Annotated in this window: 18 protein-coding genes and 1 tRNA gene; 12 read left to right on the top strand and 7 right to left on the bottom strand. The window is 32.1% G+C overall.

The features are described 5' to 3' along the window. Positions 1-203 precede the first annotated feature (203 nt). The 3 genes from ACQKM9_RS01580 to ACQKM9_RS01590 form a co-directional block, all read right to left on the bottom strand. A tRNA-Val gene (locus tag ACQKM9_RS01580) sits at positions 204-276 on the bottom strand. 136 nt (positions 277-412) lie between these two features. After that, entirely contained in the window at positions 413-2581 is a 2169-nt protein-coding gene (locus tag ACQKM9_RS01585; protein ID WP_427732051.1) for a YhgE/Pip family protein, read from the bottom strand. A gap of 374 nt (positions 2582-2955) precedes the next feature. Continuing rightward, positions 2956-3108 (bottom strand): hypothetical protein, encoded by a 153-nt coding sequence (locus ACQKM9_RS01590; protein ID WP_427732053.1) that lies wholly within the window; start codon positions 3106-3108, stop codon positions 2956-2958. Between the two features lie 190 nt (positions 3109-3298). Between ACQKM9_RS01590 and ACQKM9_RS01595 the strand changes: the two genes are divergently transcribed. Continuing rightward, positions 3299-4690 (top strand): aldehyde dehydrogenase, encoded by a 1392-nt coding sequence (locus tag ACQKM9_RS01595; RefSeq protein ID WP_427732055.1) that lies wholly within the window; start codon positions 3299-3301, stop codon positions 4688-4690. Positions 4691-4832: 142 nt separating this feature from the next. Here ACQKM9_RS01595 and ACQKM9_RS01600 read toward each other — a convergent pair whose 3' ends face one another. Then, positions 4833-6410, bottom strand: coding sequence for a two-component system sensor histidine kinase NtrB (locus tag ACQKM9_RS01600; protein ID WP_427732057.1), 1578 nt, complete (start codon positions 6408-6410; stop codon positions 4833-4835). Positions 6411-6512: 102 nt separating this feature from the next. Here ACQKM9_RS01600 and ACQKM9_RS01605 point away from each other — a divergent pair, with 102 nt between their 5' ends. After that, the gene (locus ACQKM9_RS01605; protein ID WP_427732059.1) at positions 6513-7580 is read left to right on the top strand and encodes a M42 family metallopeptidase; all 1068 of its coding nucleotides are present in this window, start codon (positions 6513-6515) and stop codon (positions 7578-7580) included. Next, complete coding sequence (locus ACQKM9_RS01610; protein WP_427732061.1) at positions 7580-9058, top strand: UDP-N-acetylmuramoyl-L-alanyl-D-glutamate--2,6-diaminopimelate ligase; 1479 nt, start codon at positions 7580-7582, stop codon at positions 9056-9058. The genes ACQKM9_RS01605 and ACQKM9_RS01610 overlap by 1 nt, the downstream gene beginning before the upstream one ends. A 541-nt stretch (positions 9059-9599) precedes the next feature. On the opposite strand, the gene ACQKM9_RS01615 is transcribed toward ACQKM9_RS01610, so the two are convergent. From ACQKM9_RS01615 to ACQKM9_RS01625, 3 genes are all read right to left on the bottom strand, one after another. Beyond that, a complete protein-coding gene (locus ACQKM9_RS01615; protein ID WP_427732063.1) occupies positions 9600-9794 on the bottom strand; it encodes a hypothetical protein in 195 nt (64 codons plus the stop codon). An 84-nt stretch (positions 9795-9878) separates the two neighbouring features. Beyond that, on the bottom strand, positions 9879-10010 hold the full coding sequence (locus ACQKM9_RS01620; RefSeq protein WP_427732064.1) for a hypothetical protein: 132 nt from the start codon (positions 10008-10010) through the stop codon (positions 9879-9881). Between the two features lies 1 nt (position 10011). Beyond that, positions 10012-11298: a helix-turn-helix domain-containing protein gene (locus ACQKM9_RS01625; protein ID WP_427732066.1), complete on the bottom strand. Its 1287-nt coding sequence runs from the start codon at positions 11296-11298 to the stop codon at positions 10012-10014. 359 nt (positions 11299-11657) lie between these two features. Here ACQKM9_RS01625 and ACQKM9_RS01630 point away from each other — a divergent pair, with 359 nt between their 5' ends. From ACQKM9_RS01630 to ACQKM9_RS01670, 9 genes are read left to right on the top strand one after another with little or no spacing between them, the layout of a single operon-like run. Next, a complete protein-coding gene (locus tag ACQKM9_RS01630) occupies positions 11658-12563 on the top strand; it encodes a hypothetical protein (RefSeq protein ID WP_427732067.1) in 906 nt (301 codons plus the stop codon). After that, complete coding sequence (locus ACQKM9_RS01635; RefSeq protein ID WP_427732068.1) at positions 12560-14677, top strand: hypothetical protein; 2118 nt, start codon at positions 12560-12562, stop codon at positions 14675-14677. The genes ACQKM9_RS01630 and ACQKM9_RS01635 overlap by 4 nt, the downstream gene beginning before the upstream one ends. Before the next feature lie 3 nt (positions 14678-14680). Then, positions 14681-15346 carry a lantibiotic dehydratase C-terminal domain-containing protein gene (locus ACQKM9_RS01640; protein ID WP_427732070.1) on the top strand — a complete coding sequence of 222 codons (666 nt, stop codon included), beginning with the start codon at positions 14681-14683 and terminating at the stop codon, positions 15344-15346. A 15-nt stretch (positions 15347-15361) separates the two neighbouring features. Continuing rightward, positions 15362-16627 (top strand): YcaO-like family protein, encoded by a 1266-nt coding sequence (locus tag ACQKM9_RS01645; RefSeq protein ID WP_427732072.1) that lies wholly within the window; start codon positions 15362-15364, stop codon positions 16625-16627. Positions 16628-16648: 21 nt separating this feature from the next. Then, a complete protein-coding gene (locus ACQKM9_RS01650) occupies positions 16649-17245 on the top strand; it encodes a hypothetical protein (protein WP_427732074.1) in 597 nt (198 codons plus the stop codon). Continuing rightward, complete coding sequence (locus ACQKM9_RS01655) at positions 17226-18740, top strand: cytoplasmic protein (RefSeq protein WP_427732076.1); 1515 nt, start codon at positions 17226-17228, stop codon at positions 18738-18740. The genes ACQKM9_RS01650 and ACQKM9_RS01655 overlap by 20 nt, the downstream gene beginning before the upstream one ends. Next, positions 18741-19370: a hypothetical protein gene (locus ACQKM9_RS01660; RefSeq protein WP_427732078.1), complete on the top strand. Its 630-nt coding sequence runs from the start codon at positions 18741-18743 to the stop codon at positions 19368-19370. Between the two features lie 22 nt (positions 19371-19392). Further along, complete coding sequence (locus ACQKM9_RS01665) at positions 19393-20109, top strand: ATP-binding cassette domain-containing protein (RefSeq protein WP_427732080.1); 717 nt, start codon at positions 19393-19395, stop codon at positions 20107-20109. Then, positions 20106-20864 (top strand): ABC transporter permease, encoded by a 759-nt coding sequence (locus ACQKM9_RS01670; protein WP_427732082.1) that lies wholly within the window; start codon positions 20106-20108, stop codon positions 20862-20864. Before ACQKM9_RS01665 ends, ACQKM9_RS01670 begins: the two co-directional genes overlap by 4 nt. Positions 20865-20966: the final 102 nt, after the last annotated feature.

Below are 20966 nucleotides of genomic sequence, written 5' to 3' on the forward strand. Positions count from 1 at the left end.
GTTCTTTTATTATAATTTTAATAAAAGAACAAAATGAGCTGATATAAATTAACGAAAACACTTAAAAAACATTAAGAAATTCAAATTTGTCGGCAGAATGGTCGGAAAGAAATAAAAAAAGACCCCCAGCAATACGTGCTGTTAAGGGGTCTTATTCATGAAAACCGTTGATATAAATGGCTTCACGCTGTGTTTTATAACTATGATTCCTACTGGGCTCGAACCAGCGACCTCCACCCTGTCAAGGTGGCGCTCTCCCAGCTGAGCTAAGGAATCGGGAGAAATTCTAATTCTAAAATTTATGTAAGAATTACTTAATATCATAAGATGGCATACAGTAAAAGTCAATCATTGTTTTCAACAATAAAATAGAAAAGGCCGGTTTGGTCAATATAACCAAACTAGCCCTTTTTTAATGAAATAACCCTGATTTTCTGGATTTAAGTAGCATACGTGACGTGATGACATTTAATCGTTTTTTGAGGATGGCGCCGAATAACAGAAAAACTATGAGAACTATGCCAAGTACTATGACCTCCATAAATATTTTATTCCAAATGATTCCACCTATCGCTTCTCGAGCCATGCCTATAGCGTATGTGAAAGGTAAGAATGGGTTAATCACCTGGAAGAACTTTGGTAGTAAAACAACTGGATAAGTACCGCCAGAGCCTGCTAGCTGAAGTACAAGGAGCACGATTGCAAGTGCTTTTCCGACATCTCCGAATACAGATACTAAAGTGTAGACTATGCTCATAAATACGAGACTGATGAATAGGCAAAATAGGACGAACCATACTGGATTATGGGCAGGTACTTTAAGGATGAAAAGGTCACCCATAGTAATGATTAGTGTTTGGAGTAGGCCAATGGTCCAAAATGTAAGTAGTTTCCCAAAATATACTTGTCGAGTGGTGAAATCTTCTTCATTCTTCGCTCCGACTGAAAGTAGAGAAATTAAAAGTAAGCAACCAACCCAAATGGATAAAACAGTATAGAAAGGTGTCATACCTGTTCCGTAATTTTTGATTGGGAAGAGGGCATTTTCATTTAGCTTAATAGGCTGTTCAAAGAATGATTTCTCCGCATTTGGATCGTTGATAAGTAATTGAATGACGCTATTTAAATCTGTTTCTTTTTCGAAGTCCCGGATTTTGTTAGCAAGTTCTTTAACCTTGGTATTCAAATAAGGATATTGACCGAGCGCTGTATTGAGACCAGATTTCGCCTCTGTGATGTAGCCATCAGTATTATTAATGATACGCACAATTTCAGGCAATTGGGTTTGGATTATAGTCAACTTATCCTTTGCAGTAGATAACGTATTTTGAGCATCATTAATAGCTTTAAAAACAGTTGGTTCAATAGATTGTGCATATTCTTTGATAAAGCTGTCGAGCTCAACAGAAGTGTTTTGTGCAATAGCCTGCAATGAGTTGATGGCATCAACAACCTCTTGTTCTTTACCAGCAAGTACTTCGTTAACATTACGTGCATTTGTTTGTGCTTCTACTAATAAAGCTTTTAAATCTTTTGTACGGTCAATTGCTGATGAGAGTAGTTGTGATTGATCTTGAATGTTATTTTTATCGTTGAATTGCTTTAAATCTGCCAATGTTTGTTCAATGTTAGATACTTTATCAATAGCAGACGTAACCTGATTGTCTAACGTTTTTTTTGCTTTATTTACCTCAGTAAAATCGATCTTTGTATTTTGTAGTTGTTTTAACAATGTATTTGCATCAGTTGAAATTTTCTGGACTGTTTGTAGATCTTCTTTAATTTTCGGACTCATATCATTGAGGCGACCTTCTGCTTGTGCCAAGAAGGTTAATGTGTTTTCAATTGTATTTAGTCCATCTTCTGTTAGTTTTTTTACTTGTGGAATTTCATTTTTAGCATCACCAATTAAAGAGCTTGCAGAATTGGCATCTTTTTGAGCTTTCCTCAATTCTGTATGAATGCCCGGCAAATCTTTTTCTAATGTAAAAATATAATTTTTGAATTTTTCGATATCAGGTAAGTTGGTTTGCATTTCTATTCCAATTCGATTGAACATCTCAAAGATTGTACCGTTTACTGTACCAATAAATTTACTACTCATTTCTTCAGCAAGTACACTCGCACCTCCGCTTGTAATTTTTGGAGCAATTGAGTTGATTTTTTCGTTAACAAAATATTCTATTTCAGCTTTTCGTGGCTTACCTGAAACAACTGTAGCGAGTTCTTTAGAGAAATTCTCCGGAATAATGATTACCGCAAAAAAATCACCGTTTCGAACTTTCTCCATTGCTGTTTTACGATTTGTAAATTGCCAATCCATATCATGATTTTTATGTAACGTTGCAACTAGCTCTTCTCCAGCATTAATATGTTGGCTTTGTATCTTTGCACCACTATCTTCATTCACAATACCGACGGGCATTTGAGAGGTTTTCGCATAAGGATCCCATGAAGCTGCAATATTAAACCATGCATATAATGAAGGTAAAATAATAAGCCCGCCTAATAATACCGCGGCTACCCAGTTAGAGAAAATACTTTTAATGTCCCTCTTATAAATTTCCCAAATATTTTTCATGACAGTCCTCCTGTGTTAAAAAAGAAAAAGATTAAGAATAATAACTCTTTATAATTGCATACCCCTTTTGAAAAGGTTGTAGCGATGAATTTGAAAATATATATAGTTTTTTTGTTTAAAATAGGGAATAAAAAACCGGGAGTTAAGCGTGATTTGATAAAAAATGAAATTTTGTGGAGGATACGGCGAGGTAGTAAATAGATTCGATTTGAATTAAATGGTAAAATGTGATAAATAGATGACTATACCAATTACAGTTTGGGTAGGCTATTATTATACATACGTTAATAATGCTTTTATCCAATGGTTAAAGAAAAATATATAAAGTAGGAGCTGTCCTTTTTAAGTAGACAGCTCACTTTGCTACATTTCATTCAAGATGGCTGTTCATTTTCTTCCGATGCTGTATCATTGTACTGAAAGAATAAAAAAGATTCGTCCTCTAATTCCTCTTGTTTTTGCGGATGTATGCCATGTGCTAATGGCCCTGTGAAAATTGATTCCCACCATGTTTCTGTTTTCAACATGTAACATTCCCCCTTTTAGAAGTCTTCAACATTTGACAGCAACCTTCTTGAAAATGGTACAATTTGAGTCAGATAAGGCTCTTTTTCTTATGAAATTATGTAACACTTTTATTATGGATAAATCACGATGTATTTATGCAAGCTTATGAACAAAATTCGATAATTATTTCGATAAATTGGAGGTTTTTTAATGGCGAATTTTAATGCCCACGATGTAGAAGCAATGATTGCAGCACAACGGAAATTTTACTTATCAGGCGCTACAAAAAGCTTGTCATTCCGTAAAGAACAATTAAAAAAATTAAAAGTTGCAATCGTCGGTCATGAGAAGGAAATTCTACAAGCACTGCACAAAGATTTAAGAAAAAGTGAATTCGAAGCGTATTCCACTGAAGTAGGGATTGTGTTAGATAGTATTAGCTATATGCAGAAGTATTTAGAAGAATGGTTACAGCCAGTTACTGTGCCAACGCCACTACATTTTCAACCAGGGAAAAGTTTTATTGTCCGAGAGCCGTATGGGACTGTACTTATTATTGGACCATTCAATTATCCATTCCAATTAGTAATGGAACCTTTAATTGGGGCAATTATCGGTGGCAATACAGCGATTGTAAAACCTTCTGAATCATCTTTACATACTGCTGAAATTATAAAAAAAATAATTCAAGAAACGTTCCAGGAAAATTACGTGCGTATAGTGGAAGGAGAGAAGGAAGAAACAACTGCTTTGATACATGCTTCGTTTGATTATATTTTCTTTACTGGAAGTGTAGCTGTTGGGAAAATCATTGCGAAAGCTGCAGCAGAACGCTTAACGCCACATACGCTTGAACTTGGTGGGAAAAGTCCTGCGATTGTTGACCAAACAGCAAATTTAGAAGTTGCTGTAAAGCGTATTGCATGGGGGAAATTTACGAATGCTGGTCAAACATGTGTCGCTCCGGATTATATATTAGTGCATGAGTCAGTGAAAGTACCTTTTATCCGTATTCTGAAAAAGACTCTCCAAAAGTTTTATGGCAAAGATGCACAAGATAGCCCGGATTATGGTCGCATTATTAATGAGCGTCAATTTGACCGCTTGCAGAGTATATTAGATCGAGAGCAGAGCCAAGTATTATTTGGTGGTAACTATGATCGTGATGATTTATATATGGAGCCAACTGTCCTACAAAATATTACGTGGAATAGCCCTTCTATGGAAGATGAACTATTTGGACCAATTCTACCGATTATTGTTTATGATGATTTGCGTGTAGCAATTCATCAAATTCGACAATATCCGAAACCACTAGCGGCATACTTTTTCTCTGAAACAGAGAAAGCCATTCAATATTTCCTTGATGAAGTACCGTTTGGTGGTGGCTGTGTAAATGATACAATAACTCATGTAGCAAGTGTGTATTTACCATTTGGTGGTGTAGGCAATTCAGGCGTTAATGCTTATCATGGTAAGGCAAGCTTTGAATGCTTTACACATCCAAAATCTATTTTGAAAAAGTCAACGAAGCTGGCAAATAATTTATTATTCCCGCCGTATAAACAGAAGGTGAAATTAGTAAAAACCATTTTAAGATAGGTTTTCTTATCTTTTCTGTAAAGATTGAGAGTATTAAAACTCAGCGTGACTGTATTCTGTTTGTTCTATTAGTGAAATTAATTGATAAAAGAAACAGCATTTCTAAAGTCTTATAAACAATAGAAATGCTGTTTTATGTAAATTAAACGTCAACGCAAGGCAGCTTAATCGTAATACTAGTACCTTTACCGTATTCACTATCAATTGTAATTTGACCTTCGTGTTCTTGAATAATTTTCTCTGTAATCATCATTCCAAGACCAGTACCTTCTTCTTTTGTCGTATAAAAGGGTTTGAAAATATGTTCAACAACTTCTTTTTCCATGCCACCCCCATCGTCAGTAAAACTGATACTACAAAATTGTTTGGCTGTTTTTTCAATAGTAACGCTAATGGTACCTTCTTTTTCAATCGCTTCTACTGCATTTTTAATAATATTAATAAAAACTTGTTTAATTTGGTTGGCGTCACCTTTGATCATCATATTATTGGTGTTCCAATTTTGAATGAGTTCAATGTTTTTTAATTGTAATTCAGGCTGATATAAAGTCAGAGTATCTGAGATGATTTTATCGATTTGGAATACTTTTGGTTGCATAGCATGAGGTTTTGAAAGAACTAAAAACTCACTTATAATTAAGTTAATGCGATCAATTTCTTCATCAATTAAATTTAAATAAAATGCATATGGTGAATTTTTATCGTTATTCATCATTTGGACAAAACCAGAAATAACAGTTAGTGGATTACGTACTTCGTGTGCGACACCTGCAGCTATTTCTCCTATCGCCTTTAACTTTTCCGATTGAATGATTAGTTTTTCAGCTTCTTTTTTATATGAAATATCACGCGTAATAACTGATGTAGCTATAATTTTGCCATTATAATCAAAAATAGGAGATAACGTCATTTGTGCATCGAAATAAGTGCCGTCTTTTCTCATATCTTTTGATTCAAGCATATCGAAGCTCCCACCATTCAATAAGTGTTTGCATCGTTCTTTTGCTAAGTTTATATACTCTGGAGCTACTAAAGGAACAGCTTTTCCAATACATTCTCTCTTTTTCCATCCATAGAGTTTTTCGAATGCTGGATTAACCGCAATGATTTTATTCTCTAAATCAAAAACAGCTATACTGTCTTTTGCATTTTCAAAAAATAAATTTAAATAAGCTTCCTTTGATAAGAATGCCTTCTCTAAGTAGTTTGAATGGTTCTCCATCTTCTTCCAAGAATTATTGATATAAACTGTTTGCATAAAACCGATTATAGCAACAGTAAATAAGATTATAGTAAAAAGAGCAATATCTGTTTCAGTTATAGAATTACGGAAAATTGTGTAGCGATATTCTATTAGAAAAACAAGCTGAATGATAGTAACAATAAACATCGATAAATTAATCCAAAGTGATTGATATATAGCTAGTAAAAAAAGTAGTAGAATAAGAAATACTAAGAGATAAATATAATTAGTTTGCATTATTAATAAAATAATGGAACCATTCAATCCGATAATTAATAATATCTTCATTACATATTCATTTATATGCAGTGCCGAACAAATAAGCAAAATGGCACAATAAATGCTTGCCGTAAGGGGGAAAGGTACATCATAATTTATCAAATGGATGCTACTAATAATGGCGTGAATAATGATCCCAGTTGTAAATAAAAACAGTACAAATTGATTTCTTTTACGTAAAATAGTAGAGTGCTTCATAAAGACACCTCGAATTTGGTTATAATACCATCATACATGATTTAACGTTGTCGTAAAATGTCATATTTTGATATGATGAAAAGAATAAGGGAGGCTTTCAATTTGACAAGCGATTTTAAAGAACGAGAAACGGTTGAATTACTGAAGGAATTAGTGAATATTGCTAGTCCATCTGGCTTTACAGAGGACATTATGAAATATATGTCTGGCCTACTAGAAAAGCTTGGTATATCTTATAAAAAAACAAATAAAGGTGCAATAATCGCAACTATATTAGGTAAAGATGATTCTAGACATCGCCTCTTAACAGCTCACACAGATACTTTAGGTGCTATGGTAAAAGAAGTGAAAGAAAATGGACGTTTGAAATTGTCTATGGTAGGAGGATTCAACTGGAATGCTGTAGAAGGTGAATATTGTACAATTCATACAGCTAAAGGTGATAAAATTAGAGGTACGATTCTAATGCATGAAACGACAGTACATGTTTATCGTGAAGCAGGGAAACTACCTCGTAATGAAGAGCATATCGAAGTTCGCCTCGATGAAAAAGTATTTAGTTCGAGCGAGATTCGCACTAAAGGCATTGAAGTAGGAGATTTCGTATCTTTTGATCCACGTTTTGAATTTACTGAGAGTGGGTTTATAAAATCACGTCATTTAGATGACAAAGCGAGCACAACTTTATTATTAAAATTACTTGAAAAAATAACTACAGAAAAAATTGAATTACCATATACAACGCATTTCTATATTTCTAATAATGAAGAAATAGGTTACGGAGGAAACTCTAACATTCCTCTTCAAACTGTTGAATATATTGCTGTAGATATGGGAGCTATCGGTGATGGACAAGCATCTGATGAATATACTGTTTCTATCTGTGCAAAAGATTCAAGTGGTCCATATCATTACGCATTAACTAGACAGCTTGTAGCACTTGCAAAAGACAATCACATAGATTATAAATTAGATATTTATCCATACTACGGTTCAGATGCTTCAGCTGCGATTAGAGCAGGTGCTGATGTGCGACATGCATTATTTGGACCAGGAATTGAAGCGTCGCATGCTTATGAACGTACACATATCGATTCACTTAGACATACAACAAATTTATTATTAGCATACATCAAATCTCCAATGATTGATGAACAGGAGGCAGAATAATGCAAGCCACCGAATTACTACAATGTTTACCAATAAAAAAAGTAATAGGTCAATTACCAGAAAATATTAAAGATATTGCGATTGATTCTCGTGGTGTACAACCAAAAAGTGTGTTCGTCTGTATTAAAGGTTACACAGTAGATGGTCATGACTATGCACAAAAAGCTGTTGAAAATGGTGCTATTATTATTGTGGCAGACCACGAGTTAGAGCTTGAAGGTGATGTAGCACAAGTAATCGTAAATAATACTAGTCGTGCACTTGGTCTACTTGCAGCGAAGTTCTTCGATTATCCATCTAAAGACATGACAATGTTTGGGGTAACGGGAACAAATGGTAAAACGAGTGTTACATCTATAATTCGAGATATTCTTCATGGATTAGGTATTAAAACAGCTTTATCTGGTACAATCGGATTTAATTTGAATGGTGTCATGTATGAATCTGCAAACACAACAAGTGATGCCCTTAGTACACAGCAAATGATTTTCCGTGCAGCAGCTGAAGGCTGTCAAGGTATGATTATGGAAGTATCTTCACACGGTTTAGTAGAGGGACGTTTAGCAGGTGTCGATTTTGATGTTGCTATTTTCACAAATCTAACGCATGATCACTTAGATTTTCATGGCACAATGGAAAACTACGGAAATGCAAAAGGTATGCTTTTCTCTCAACTTGGACAAGACCTTGAAAAGGATAAGGACGCCGTCTTAAATGCTGATGATCCATGGTCAGAAAAATATCAAGAACTAACACCATTCCCAATATGGACTTACGGTTTAAAAAATGATGCCATTTTTAAAGGTGTTAACTGTCAATATCATAATCATATGACTTATTTTGATATGGAAACGCCAGAAGGAACTTTCCCAATTAAAATGCATTTACTTGGCGAATTTAATATTTATAATGTGCTAGCAGCTACTGCCGCTTTATATGCAAGAGGCTATGCTATTGAAGATATTATTGAACAAGTTGAGGCAATCGAATCTGTAAAAGGCCGAATGCAAGGGATCCCAACAGGTGATTTACCTATCTCAATTTTCGTCGATTATGCACATACACCTGATGCTATTGAAAAAGCAATTAGAGCAGCAATGCCTTATAAAAAAAATAAAATGATTTTCGTCATTGGTACAGGTGGTAATCGTGATAAATCTAAACGACCTGATATGGCAAAAAAGGCTTCACTTTCAGATTACGTAATTTTAACGACAGATGATCCACGTTATGAAGAATATGACAGTATTTTAGCTGACCTTGAAAAAGGTATGACACATGATCAGTACGCATGTATTGGCGATCGTGCAGAAGCAGTAAGAAAAGCTGTAGAAGTTGCTGAACCAGGAGATATAATAATTTTTGCTGGTAAAGGCCACGAAGATTATCAGATTATTGAGAATACAAAATATCCTCATAGTGATGCAGAGATAGCTTTAGAAGCAGCTCGTGAAAAATTCAAGTCATCAACTAAATAATGCTAACTATAATACGAAAACACTACAAATGTATGTATTTATTACATTTGTAGTGTTTTTTTTATCTGTTTGTAATTACTGATAGGAATAATTATATGTATAGTTATAGTTATTTTATAATGATCTTACTGAATCTCCCAAATTAAATATACTAGGTAAATAACCTGTACCTATTTGGCGAAGATCCTTAAATGAGGTTCTTATCAAGCAAACGAATACCGATATAGCAGGTCAGAAAATAATGTATGATGAATCAAATAAAACTTTTTTAGTAGATAGTAAAGTAAAGAGAAAAACTTGATGAAGAGCTAATAAAACATAATTCTTCATTAGGATGGGGACATATTAATTTCCTAGGAGAAATCGATTTAAGAAGAAGGATAGTGCACCTTTAGCATTTCTTCGACCCCTACAAACAAATTAACAAAAAAAGCCGATTATCCCTTAAAGTTCAGGGAATCGGCTTTTTCTAAGTGAAAATCTTAACGTAAGGAAGTCGTGTATTGTTGGTTCGACCCCTATAAGTAGTATTTTTATCAATTCAATCTTTTAATATTAATTTTTCTGGATTTAGGACTTTTGTTGAAGCAACCTCTCCACATTTCATACAAACAGTAAAAACTCTTTCAGAACCAAGAGACAGTTTCTTATTCATTGGCCGTAATCTCACAAAATCCGTAGCTTGTACAAACGAATCTGCCCCACAATTTTTACATTTCATTTCGGAAGCTTTCATTTATTTGTTCCTCCTTTTTATAGAATTAATACTCTTTCGATGTAGAACGCTAAGTAACATCACTTCTTATATTTATCAAACATTTCAAATATCATTCATACCTACATGAGTCATACCTGGAAGCTGGTCTTCTGCATATTCTAATTTTGATGTATTTGCTATACTCAAAGTTAATAGTACCATCAATAATAATAATACGAATAAATATTTTTTCATTTTATAAATCCTCCCAAAAGTTTATATTTTCATTCTTAAAATAGATTGATTTTTCATAATATATAGACGATTCTTTGTATTTTTTGTTCCTTTTTAGAATGTCTGCAAACTTAATAGTATATTTGTAAGCATGTCTATAATCCTTCTTCTCTTCGAAAAAGTTAATAGCCTCTTTTATAAAAAACATATTAATTTTTTCATGATTACAGAAGAATTCTTCATATAGTTTAAAATGATATAAGTAAGCTATTAATGTATTTTCATTGCTTGTACTTTCAACTCCTTTATCAATCCAATTTAACATACGCTTAATATCTTTCTTTTTGGAATATACTTGTATGATAGAAAATATGGACAATAATTTTTCTTCTTTAGTTTCTTTTTTCTTTAGACTTTTGAAGAAATATTCTAATGCTTTGTCTAGTTCTCCTATAGCAGAATAGAGTGAACCTATATTTTGATAAAGCACATTCTCATATCTATCAAGGTGAAATTTTAAAGCCATTTCTAAAGCTTTGTTATAAATATCTAAAGCATCGATGGATTGCTGTAACTTTTTATACGCTATCCCTGTAATGCACAAACTCTCTATAGCCCTAGTGAAAAATAGCTTATCTCTAAAATATGAGAATGCTTCTTCACTATACTTAATAGCATCGAAGCCTCTATTACCCGACAAGTTTGCAAGAGCACGCATATAATTTAAATCTGCCTTTTCCCATTCTGGATAAGATGTTTTAGAAAAAACATGGGCTGCTTCATCAAAATGCATAATAGATTCTTTGGAATTTTTAGAATTGTAATGATATATTCCTTGAAGTTTTTTCAGTAAATAATACTGGGTTATATTTAAATCACTTTCATCATGTAATAATTGATCCATACAGTTTTTTATATCATTATAATCTGTGTTTAATGATAAAAGAATTCGCAATAAAACTAAATTATAATCATAGTAAATATCTTTTTTAACATATTTAAATCTCATTTCAACTAATTCTTTCTGCATAGCTTTTATATAATCTAATTCTCTTCCAAATGTGATATTTTTATAGATATCAAAAAGTTCCCTCCTTAATGATACTTCAATTTCATCTTCCTCCGTCTCCAAATTCAAAAATGAAATATCTAATTTATTCTTAATCATTTCTAAAATCTCGTGACTAGGTATTGTTTGATTATTCTCTATTTTACTTAAATAAGACGGAGTACAAATTCCATTCGCTAAATAACTTTGTTTAAAGCCTTTTTTTATGCGTTCGCTTTTTATAATGTGGCCAATTTGCAATGAACAACACATCCTTTAAATTATTTAGTCAAATGTAGGAAAGTAAAATCGAAATCGCCTCTTTTTTTGTAAAATTCTGAAAAAAATTCCCAACATCAGCCTATTTATTTTAAGTATATACGAGATTTATAATATATTTAATACTTAAACTATACGAATTTTAAAAAAATATAAAAATATAACGGTGGTGAAGAGATTAAGCTGGGACGAAATGTTTAGATATAATTTTTTCTCAAATAGACATTTCATATTAGCTACTAACAATAAAGATTATATATTAATTATATCTATCATTACAAATACTTACAATAAAGACTGTATTTGTAATTTTGTTTTATTTGAAAGGAAGGTGTTATTAAATGAAGATGAATCCTAACTTTATTATTGAGCGGTGCGAGAAAAATAAAGTGTTTTTAAGTAATCGAAAATCATGTAAAGGCTACTATATTCATTTAAATAATGAGAGAGTAGAGAATTTAACTGAATATCGAATTGAATCATTAATACCAATTGGTTTCTATGATGAAGATTCTTATAAAAAGCCACATCTAATTAATAAATTTATATCGTTTCAACGTCCTATGGAGGAAAAAAAATTATTTTCTATTAGCATATGGATAATGATAGTAGGGATTATAGGAGCTATTATATCGGTCTGGTATGCTTGGCCAGTGATGAAAGATATGTCAAATTTAAGGATGGTCAGATCAGAATTTTTACAGTCAATTGCTATTTTTTTAATTGGTATTATTGTTATTCATGAAATGTTTCATGTTATAAGTGCTAGGTTACAGCAGATTGAGGTGTTTTCAATATGGTTTAAACTGAAGTTTTATTTTATACCCATTTTTTATGTAAAAATTATTCCAACAGGAAATGATTTGAAAAGAGCAAACATTGCTTTTGCAGGAAATATAGCAGATGTATTACTAATTATGCTTTATAGCGGTGTTGTTATTTTGACTGAAGATCCTATGTGGTCTATCGTCCTATCATTTCAACTTATTATGAGTGTGTTTAATTACAATATTTTATTTCCAACGGATTTTTATATCGGACTTTTTTCGTTTATAAAAAAGCCAAACTTCCGTGTTGAATCAGTTAATTTCACAAAACAATTTTTCAGAAAACCTACTACGATTAAAGAAAAGGGACACTTACTACAATTAATATATGGCATCTTATTTTACGGGATGTTGACACTATTTATATTCGTGACAGGATGGAATATTATGTCTTGGATTATGCGAGGTGTTATCGAATGAATGAAGTAATTTGTATGAAAAGGGAAACTTTATTTAAAACAGAAGCCTTAGAGGCATTAAAAGATGAACCTCTAAAAATGTATTCACATTGTCGTGAGTTTAAGAGTAGGTTTGAACAGGTTAAAACACATTTACTAGAGATGTTACATAAAGAAACGAAAAGACTTTATGAAAATGAAAACTTACTAGTAATGCGTTCTTATTTAAATATTAAAAAAACGATAAAAAAACAACGAAGTATTCGTGAAACAATCATCGATGAGTTAAGCGATCTGCAGATACAAGAACATTGTAGAATCTATAATGAAATATTTGGATTAGTACAGTCGATTGAGAATCAAGTTGAAGAAGCTTTTTTAATGAAAGTAAATCGTTATGAACCATTCTTAGCACATCCAGAATTTCAGCAAGCACTAGTAATTACAGCTTATGAAGCTTATGAACAACTTATCAGTCCAGAAATTACAAAAGACTCAATCAACAGAGCACGTTATCGTTTTATCCAACGTGCAACTGTAAAAACAAGCCCCCTGAGTTATTTAGGGAAAACCACATATTTAAGTGATCATTCCGAAGTAACTGAACAAATAAAGCTAAACAATGTAGTGAAATATTTACTTTTGATGGCTTCCCTACAAAATAAGGATCTAGACCAAGTACTCCAAATTATCGTACGTCCAACAATAAAAAAATGCAATGGCATGGAAGCTGTTTACTATGAAAAAAATTATTTACTAAAAGGTGTAGATTGGGTACTCAAGCAGGATGATTTATTACATCAAAAAGAGATTGTCGCATTCTTAGCCTCTATCCAACATTGTAAGACTCCTGCGCAAGTAAAGCAGAAAGTGATGCAACATAAAAAGCTAACGTATGAATTATTAGTAAATAATGGTTTAGTAATACCTGATTTCAACTTTTACTACCATGAAAGTGGAAATTTCGATAACCTTTTAAAGTATATATTTACCGAAAGAGAACGAACATTACTTTATCCAAAAACAATTAATGAAATCGCATTTGAAACCGTACAAGAACTATTAATAGGTTATTTAGAACAATTTAGTAGTAAGTATTACGGGCAGAGTTATGAAGAAAAATTAAAAAATATATCGTTATTTTATCATGATTATGTTGCCTTTGATCAATTTAATACTCCTCAAATAGAGAAGGAATTTATTCAAAAAGTACTTGATAATTATGTAACGGTTAACAGACGGTCCTACAAGATTCACCAAATGTTATTTATGAATAAGGATCGATATGATGGGCAAACAGTCTTAGCCATTTTTGCAGATATTCATGAGCAATTACAATTTAAAAAAATACAAATGCCCTTACCCATGATTTCATTTAATCCATCTATGAAAAAAAGTGCTCTTCTATACTTACAAAGCGCAACAGATGGATCCCTAGTTTTAAATACAATTAACATTGGAAATGGTGGAGTATATCATCGTTATGGGCATTTATTCAATGAAAGTATCAATAATCGCTTAAAAACATACTATGAGAATTTATTTACAACATCATATCCAATTTATGAACTTGTGATTGATGAGGAAATTTCGAATCATATTGATGTAGGAAAATCTTTGTATCCTAAATTAAAATGGCCAGAAGATTTTTTAGATGTGAAACTTCAAATTACAAATCATGAGATTAAATTTTTGCGAAATGGAAAACCCATTCAGTTAATCTATGTCGGAACAGTACCGTACCACTTATTTACGGGTATTAAAAGTTATTTATTACAACTCATTCATCCTTGGACAATTGATATAGACAGTAAGAACTTTAATAAAAGGGAAAGCACTCAATTAGACTGGCACTCAATTAGTGATACAGATGAGATAACGGATACATTGTTTTACTATTCTATAACTGCTTATTTCACATCTCATAATTTACCATTCGAATTTTTTGTAAAGAAAAAATTCACCAATTTTAATGCAAGAAAACCAATTTGGATTTCATTATATTCGGTAGAGTCCATTAAAGTTCTAAAGCATTTATTGTTAAATGAACGTTCTATTGAAATAGAAGAAGTAAAGCCAATGTTTACAGGAGAATGTGTAGAGGAGTTTTGTATATTAGCAACGGAAGGAGAATAGTAAATGTGGCATAGTTATCATATTTATCTACATGATCGTACGTTTTTTTTACAACAGTTGCATCGTTTACAAGGTTGTTATCAAAACAGTGAACTTTTCTTTATTCAATATCTAGACCAAATTGGTTATCATTTTCGTTTACGCGTGCGAAGTGAAGAACCTGAGGAAGTTGAGCACATGATAAAAGATTACTTTGGTAATTACCGTATTTTGAAAAAGATTTATGACCCAGAATACAGTTTATTTATGGAAGCACTACCCACTTATGAAGAGTATTCAGTTAAATTAACGGAATTTTTAGTTAAATATAGGGGTATTTTGCCTCATCATTATATAGAAGATATTATCAAGCAGTTATTACAACATTTTAATTGCAATCACAGCAGATTTATTCAATCCTATATGACTTATTGGAAAGGATATGCTCGCTTTCAGAATAATCATCAGCAAGAAAGCTTACGTCAGCAGCTAAGTACAACAGTTGATAGTCCACCGTTTTCTAACATTATTTCTATATTAAATTCTCTAGGAGAACACCATTTAAGTGAAGATTTTTGCTTTAAATTTTTACACATGACACTGAATAAATTTGGATTTAGCATTCCAGATGAACTTGTCATTCTCTCTATTTATTTAAAGCAGCAACAATTAATCAGCACCTCAAAATGAGAAAGGAGCATTATTATGGAACAAAAATATGAAAAATTTATTATTGGTAAACGTCATTTAGTACCTCCTCGTGGTATACAAAAAACAGATATTGGTGTTGTTCATATTGCAGATATTAACCATTATCGAACAGTAAATGAAGGAGTTCAGCAATCTAGTAAGGTTTCAAAGCTATCAGGTGCTGGTACTGGGGATACGCCGGAACAGGCTATGTTTTTAGCAACAATGGAGGCATATGAACGCCTAGCAAATAGTATTCCTACAAAGCGTACTAAGGTAGCCACAGAAGAGGAGTTGGAAAATCTTGCTGTACCACTCGCGCATTTTCCACAGATAAGCGAACATGAAACAAAAAGCTATTTAAAACAAGCTGATCGTAATCAAAAACTTAGGTGGTGTGAATCATTAAATGTAACTGAAGATAAGGTTTGTTACATCCCCCAAATATACATTAATTTATTTACACATTTTGAACATGAGGGAGAAAACATTTCGCATCCAATTTCTACTGGATGTGCTATTCATCAAAACTATATTGATGCTGTTATTAATGGTATTTATGAGGTGATTGAAAGAGATGGAATTGCGCTTACCTGGCTATTGAAGCGACCATTAAAAGAAGTAAAGGAAGAAAGTTATACTGAGGATCTTGACTTGTTTGCTCATCCATTTTTAGGGAAAACTACATTATATGAAGCATCAACGGTTGATGGTGTGTATACGTATTGCCTGCGTGCTGAAACAAAACATTCTCAGGAGATAAAAAACGTACTTATGTTTTCAACAAATGCATGCCCGAAAAAGGCAATTCTCAAAATTAAGAAAGAACTTATCTCGGTTATGTATAGCCTAGTAAATGCTATACCAAAGCAAAAAGAACTACTGAGTAGACCCTATGATTTATTTTACCATGTAGATGAAGGTGCTTTGTTCATGGCTCACGAAACAATGGCCAATAAGTTTGCATTTTTAGAAGGAAATGGGGATGTACCATTTCCAACTGAAGGACCCATCTTTAATTCTAATGTAGAAGAACTTCAATATTTAATTGATTGTTTAAGAGAACAAGGACATACCGTATATGTAACAGATTTGACAACTCGTGAATGTAGAGAGCAAGGTTTACGCGCTGTAAAAGTGACAATACCATCGTTGCAGCCAATTTCTTTCATTCATTCCGCTCGTTATTTAAAGAGTAGTCGTTTAGAGTCAGTTGCCACTCGAATGTTTGGATACTATAACGAAGAACTAATTAATGAAGAACCTTTACCATTTTCATAACTAAGAAACGGAGGGAAATCTATGAACTATGTCATTACAGGTATTGGAAAAAGTCAACATGCTATTTTTGATGAACTAACCCTTAGACAACTTACGGTGAAACAAGTTAACTATTTTGAGTTTGCAGCAAAAAGTGAGGACCTTGTTTTCGTCATTTATGACGGTCTACAAATTAAAGAATGTATGCGGTTTTTAACTAAACATACGATTAATGCAATTCCTATTTTTGTGGATATTGATCGCATTATGATACCGGGGTATTTTAAGCAACAAGAAGAGGTAGAAAGAGTTTGCGGACAATGTGCATTAGCACGAATGCAAGAATATTATTTTTCTGCAAAAATGCATGAAGTAATAATGTCCCAAGAAAATGAATTCTCGGATATCTTTTTTTTACCAGAGGAAATATCACTGTTTTGTGATCATCTTAAAGCTTATATTAATGATTCGGATATTCATCACTATATTGCGAACTTCTCATTTGAATATTATAGCATGATATTTAAAGAAATATCTGGTTATACAAATTGTCCTCACTGTGATCATCATGATAGCAGTTTAGCAGATATGAGAAATTCACTAGAAGGAGGTAAAACACATGTCACTACTATTAACTGATCCTATGGTGCATTTCCCTTCTAAACCGCAATTGTTGCCACATATTAAAGTAATTATGGAAGAGGCTGTAACAATTTCTGGTAGTGTGGATGGTCCATTTCGATTAAACGGAACAAGGGCAAAGGAAATTGTCATTGATTTGCTTCCATTTTTAGTAGAAGGGGTATCTCTAGAGGCATTATATGAGAAAAGTCGTTTTTCAAAAGAAGAAGTAAATCAGTTACTTGAAATTTTATTTGTAAAGAGTTGCCTTATGCAAAAAACAGATCATACATTACTGCAACGTACTGATCATTTCTACTTAAGAAATATTGCTAAATATAAAAATCATGATAGTTTGGATGAATTAAAAGCTCATTTAGATAATAGCTACATTTATATTGTTGGCAAGAATGAATCCTTAATAACAACTTTAAAAAGAAAACTTGAAACATTTGAGATTCAGGTTTTGACTTCTAATGATTTTACTGCTCCACAAGAACTTCCAAATAAACGTGCCTTTTGTATTTTTATTGCAACTGACTTTGAAGAGTCGTTTTTAAACGATATGTTGCAGTATATGGATGTGTTATATGTACACTTTAAAGAACAACAATTGGGACCTTTATTCTCAAAAAAAGGAATTATGCCTAGTGATTATATACAAATCTTAGAATCTTTACAAGTTAGTCCTGAAGTAGAAGAAGTGAATGAAAAAGAATTTTTGAACTATGTGACTTTATATGCTTTACGTGAAATTGGTAAAATCTCAAATACGTCGTTAATCGAGGGTTTTTATAAAAAAGAGCATAATAACTTACGATATTATGGGGTTAAAAGTAAATTGTATGAACATGAGGAACTAAATCCAATAGCTTTTGAGCAATTTATACAATTTTCAGCGAGTAAATTCATTAATGCATCAACACATTTGGCACATTATAAGTCGAAAAATTTAAAACTTTCAACACATAACCAAGCTTCTATTTTATGGAAAAAGTTAGAGAACATAATAGTTCCGGATCAAATAGATTTATTCATGCGAAAAACGCTTGGCTACAAAAATACAGAGTTCAAGTATAAGCGTTTTACACCATCAGGAGGCAATATTAATTCACACTTAATATTTTATGTAAACAATAATGAAAAAGCATTTAATGGTAAGGGTATTTACTTTTATAACAATAATGATGATGCGTATTATCAAGTTCTAGATGATGAAATGTTTGACATTACAAATTTCTCAAAACTTATTGGAGAAGATCATTCATCCTCAGCTCAAGGTTATTTTCTCTTAGGGAATGATGTTGATATTATTGCAGAAAAGTACAATGATTTTAGTTTTAAAATCTCAAATTTAAATACGGGTATTTTACTCTCAAACTTACTGTCATTATCACAGTATGCTGATGTCCAATTAAAAGTTCATACACATTTTCATGAACAAGCAATACTACATCTTTTAGGTATTGAGCGATCTAACGAAATAATTAACTTTGTTGTGGAGGTGTTATAAATGTACAACCAATATGTCATTCAAAGTAGAAATAATTATAGTCAATCAATTCTATCACCTACAATTTCTAGTGAGGCGTGGCCGTTTCCATTACTAAAAGAAAAATTTATCAATACGCTTTCTAAACGAGAATCTTTTCGCTTATTTGACGTTAGCAAACGACAGCTGACGAACAATCAGTTGAATAGTTTAGCCACGCATGCAACGCAATGTATCACCCAGTTTCACTTACAGGATTTATTAAAGGTTTGCTTTATTGATCAAGCAAAATTACTTTCAACAGAACGTGCTGTGTATATACGAAATCAACAAGAATGGGAACAAAAGTGTGTGCTAACAAATTCATCGATTGAAGAATCTTTGTATTTACAATTGGAAATGCATCGAGCAAGTGGTGTATTTTATTTTGAATGGGATGTAAATCGTATTACAGAATTTAAACGTTTAATAGATTATCGTTACATGTTGGCAATGAGTGGATTACTTGGTCATCAGCTTAGTTTAAAGGCTACAGAAATGGAACTAAGAAGCACTGTGTTTGCTGGCTTGACATTAATAGAATATTTAGAAGAACTCCAACACAATCGAGAAATGCAACGTTTACCTCTTTTCGCTTTTGCAATTCAATAGTTTATTGGAGGATTGAATAATAATGAACTTAATCTTAGAAAATATCAGTAAAAGCTTCAAAGATCAATCCGTGCTAAAAAGTGTAAATTTGAAACTTTCATCAAGTGGCTGTCACTTATTACTAGGTGAAAATGGATCTGGAAAAACAACACTAACAAAAATCATTGATGGTGAATTATCCGTAGATTCTGGTCAAGTCTATCTAACAAATGATGAAAAAAACAAAGTAGATTGCGCTATTCAATACCAAGATTTCAATGCATTTCCATATTTGAAAATTAAAGAAGTAATAGAACTCTTTAAAAAAATGACAAAGCAATACGATTTTAATCAAAATCTCTATGACTTGTTAGAACTGAAAAAGTTTGAAAAGACTCTGATTAAAAATTCTTCTGGGGGGATGAAAAAAGCTGTCTCAATTTTCATTTCCGTTCTACTAAATAAACCAATCATTATTTTAGATGAGCCATTTGCCGATTTAGATTTGAAAAAGAAAAAAGATCTCCGTGTATTTTTAGCCGATTATTCGAAAGAAAAAGAAAAAATCATCCTAATAATTAGTCATGAAGTGAATGAATTCGAAGAGTTATTTGATACAATCTCAATTTTAGATGAAGGCATTATAAAAGAATCTGATTATTCGGAAAAATTGCTTAATAAATACAAAATTACAAGTAGATTTAGTATCGAGGACTTGTTCTATGCAGTTACTGGTAAAAGGTTGGTGTTATACAAATGATTTTAACGATTACTAACATATATTTAAAGGAAACTTTTAGAAACTATGGAGTCCTCTTTGGCAATTTACTACCGGCTATTTTATTTTTAGGTATGTCTATTCTTTTAAAGAAAGTAGCTTCAATTGATTCTGAAACACTTGACTTTATTATTCGAGGCCAATTTATTTCCATGTCCATTTTATTAACCATTTTCTCTTTAGCATTTTCAGGAGCGATTGTTTATTTAACTGATAAGAGAACAGAACGAGCTTTTGAATGGATAGATAAAACGAATATTAAGTTTTTTGATTTTTTTGCTGGGTTAGGTTTAGGCATGTTGATTATTATGAATGTATTTTTAGCAGTTATTTTATTAGCATTCAGCACGATTACAACACTTGAACTAATAGATATAGGGCGGATTATATTAATCTCTAACTTTACATTACTTGCATTATATCCAATTAGCTATTTACTCTCATCGATTTTTCCAAACGGTAAAACGGCAACCACCATGTTGGTACCATTAATGCTAATATTATTATTTTCAATTACAATGACGGATTTGTTTGTAACACTAAGTGGTAATGACCCACAAGATTATTATAAGTTTTTAATTTGGAACCCAATGCTATTTTTAAATGATACCGTGCAATATATTTTAGGATTAGCAGAATCTCCATGGATGGATATACAAAATTATTTAGCAATACTTGTTGTTCTATTTATTTTATTATTTATTATTTCAAAAAAGTCTTTCCGATATTTAAAGTAATCCTATAAATCACTGAAAGGAGGTGATAAGTATGGAAGAAAAAAATATAACAGCAACTCTAGAATCAAAAATTTATATTGAAGAGCAAGTAGAGCTAAATGA

Origin of the sequence: Viridibacillus sp. NPDC093762, assembly GCF_050279675.1 — a bacterium.
Classification (GTDB): domain Bacteria; phylum Bacillota; class Bacilli; order Bacillales_A; family Planococcaceae; genus Viridibacillus.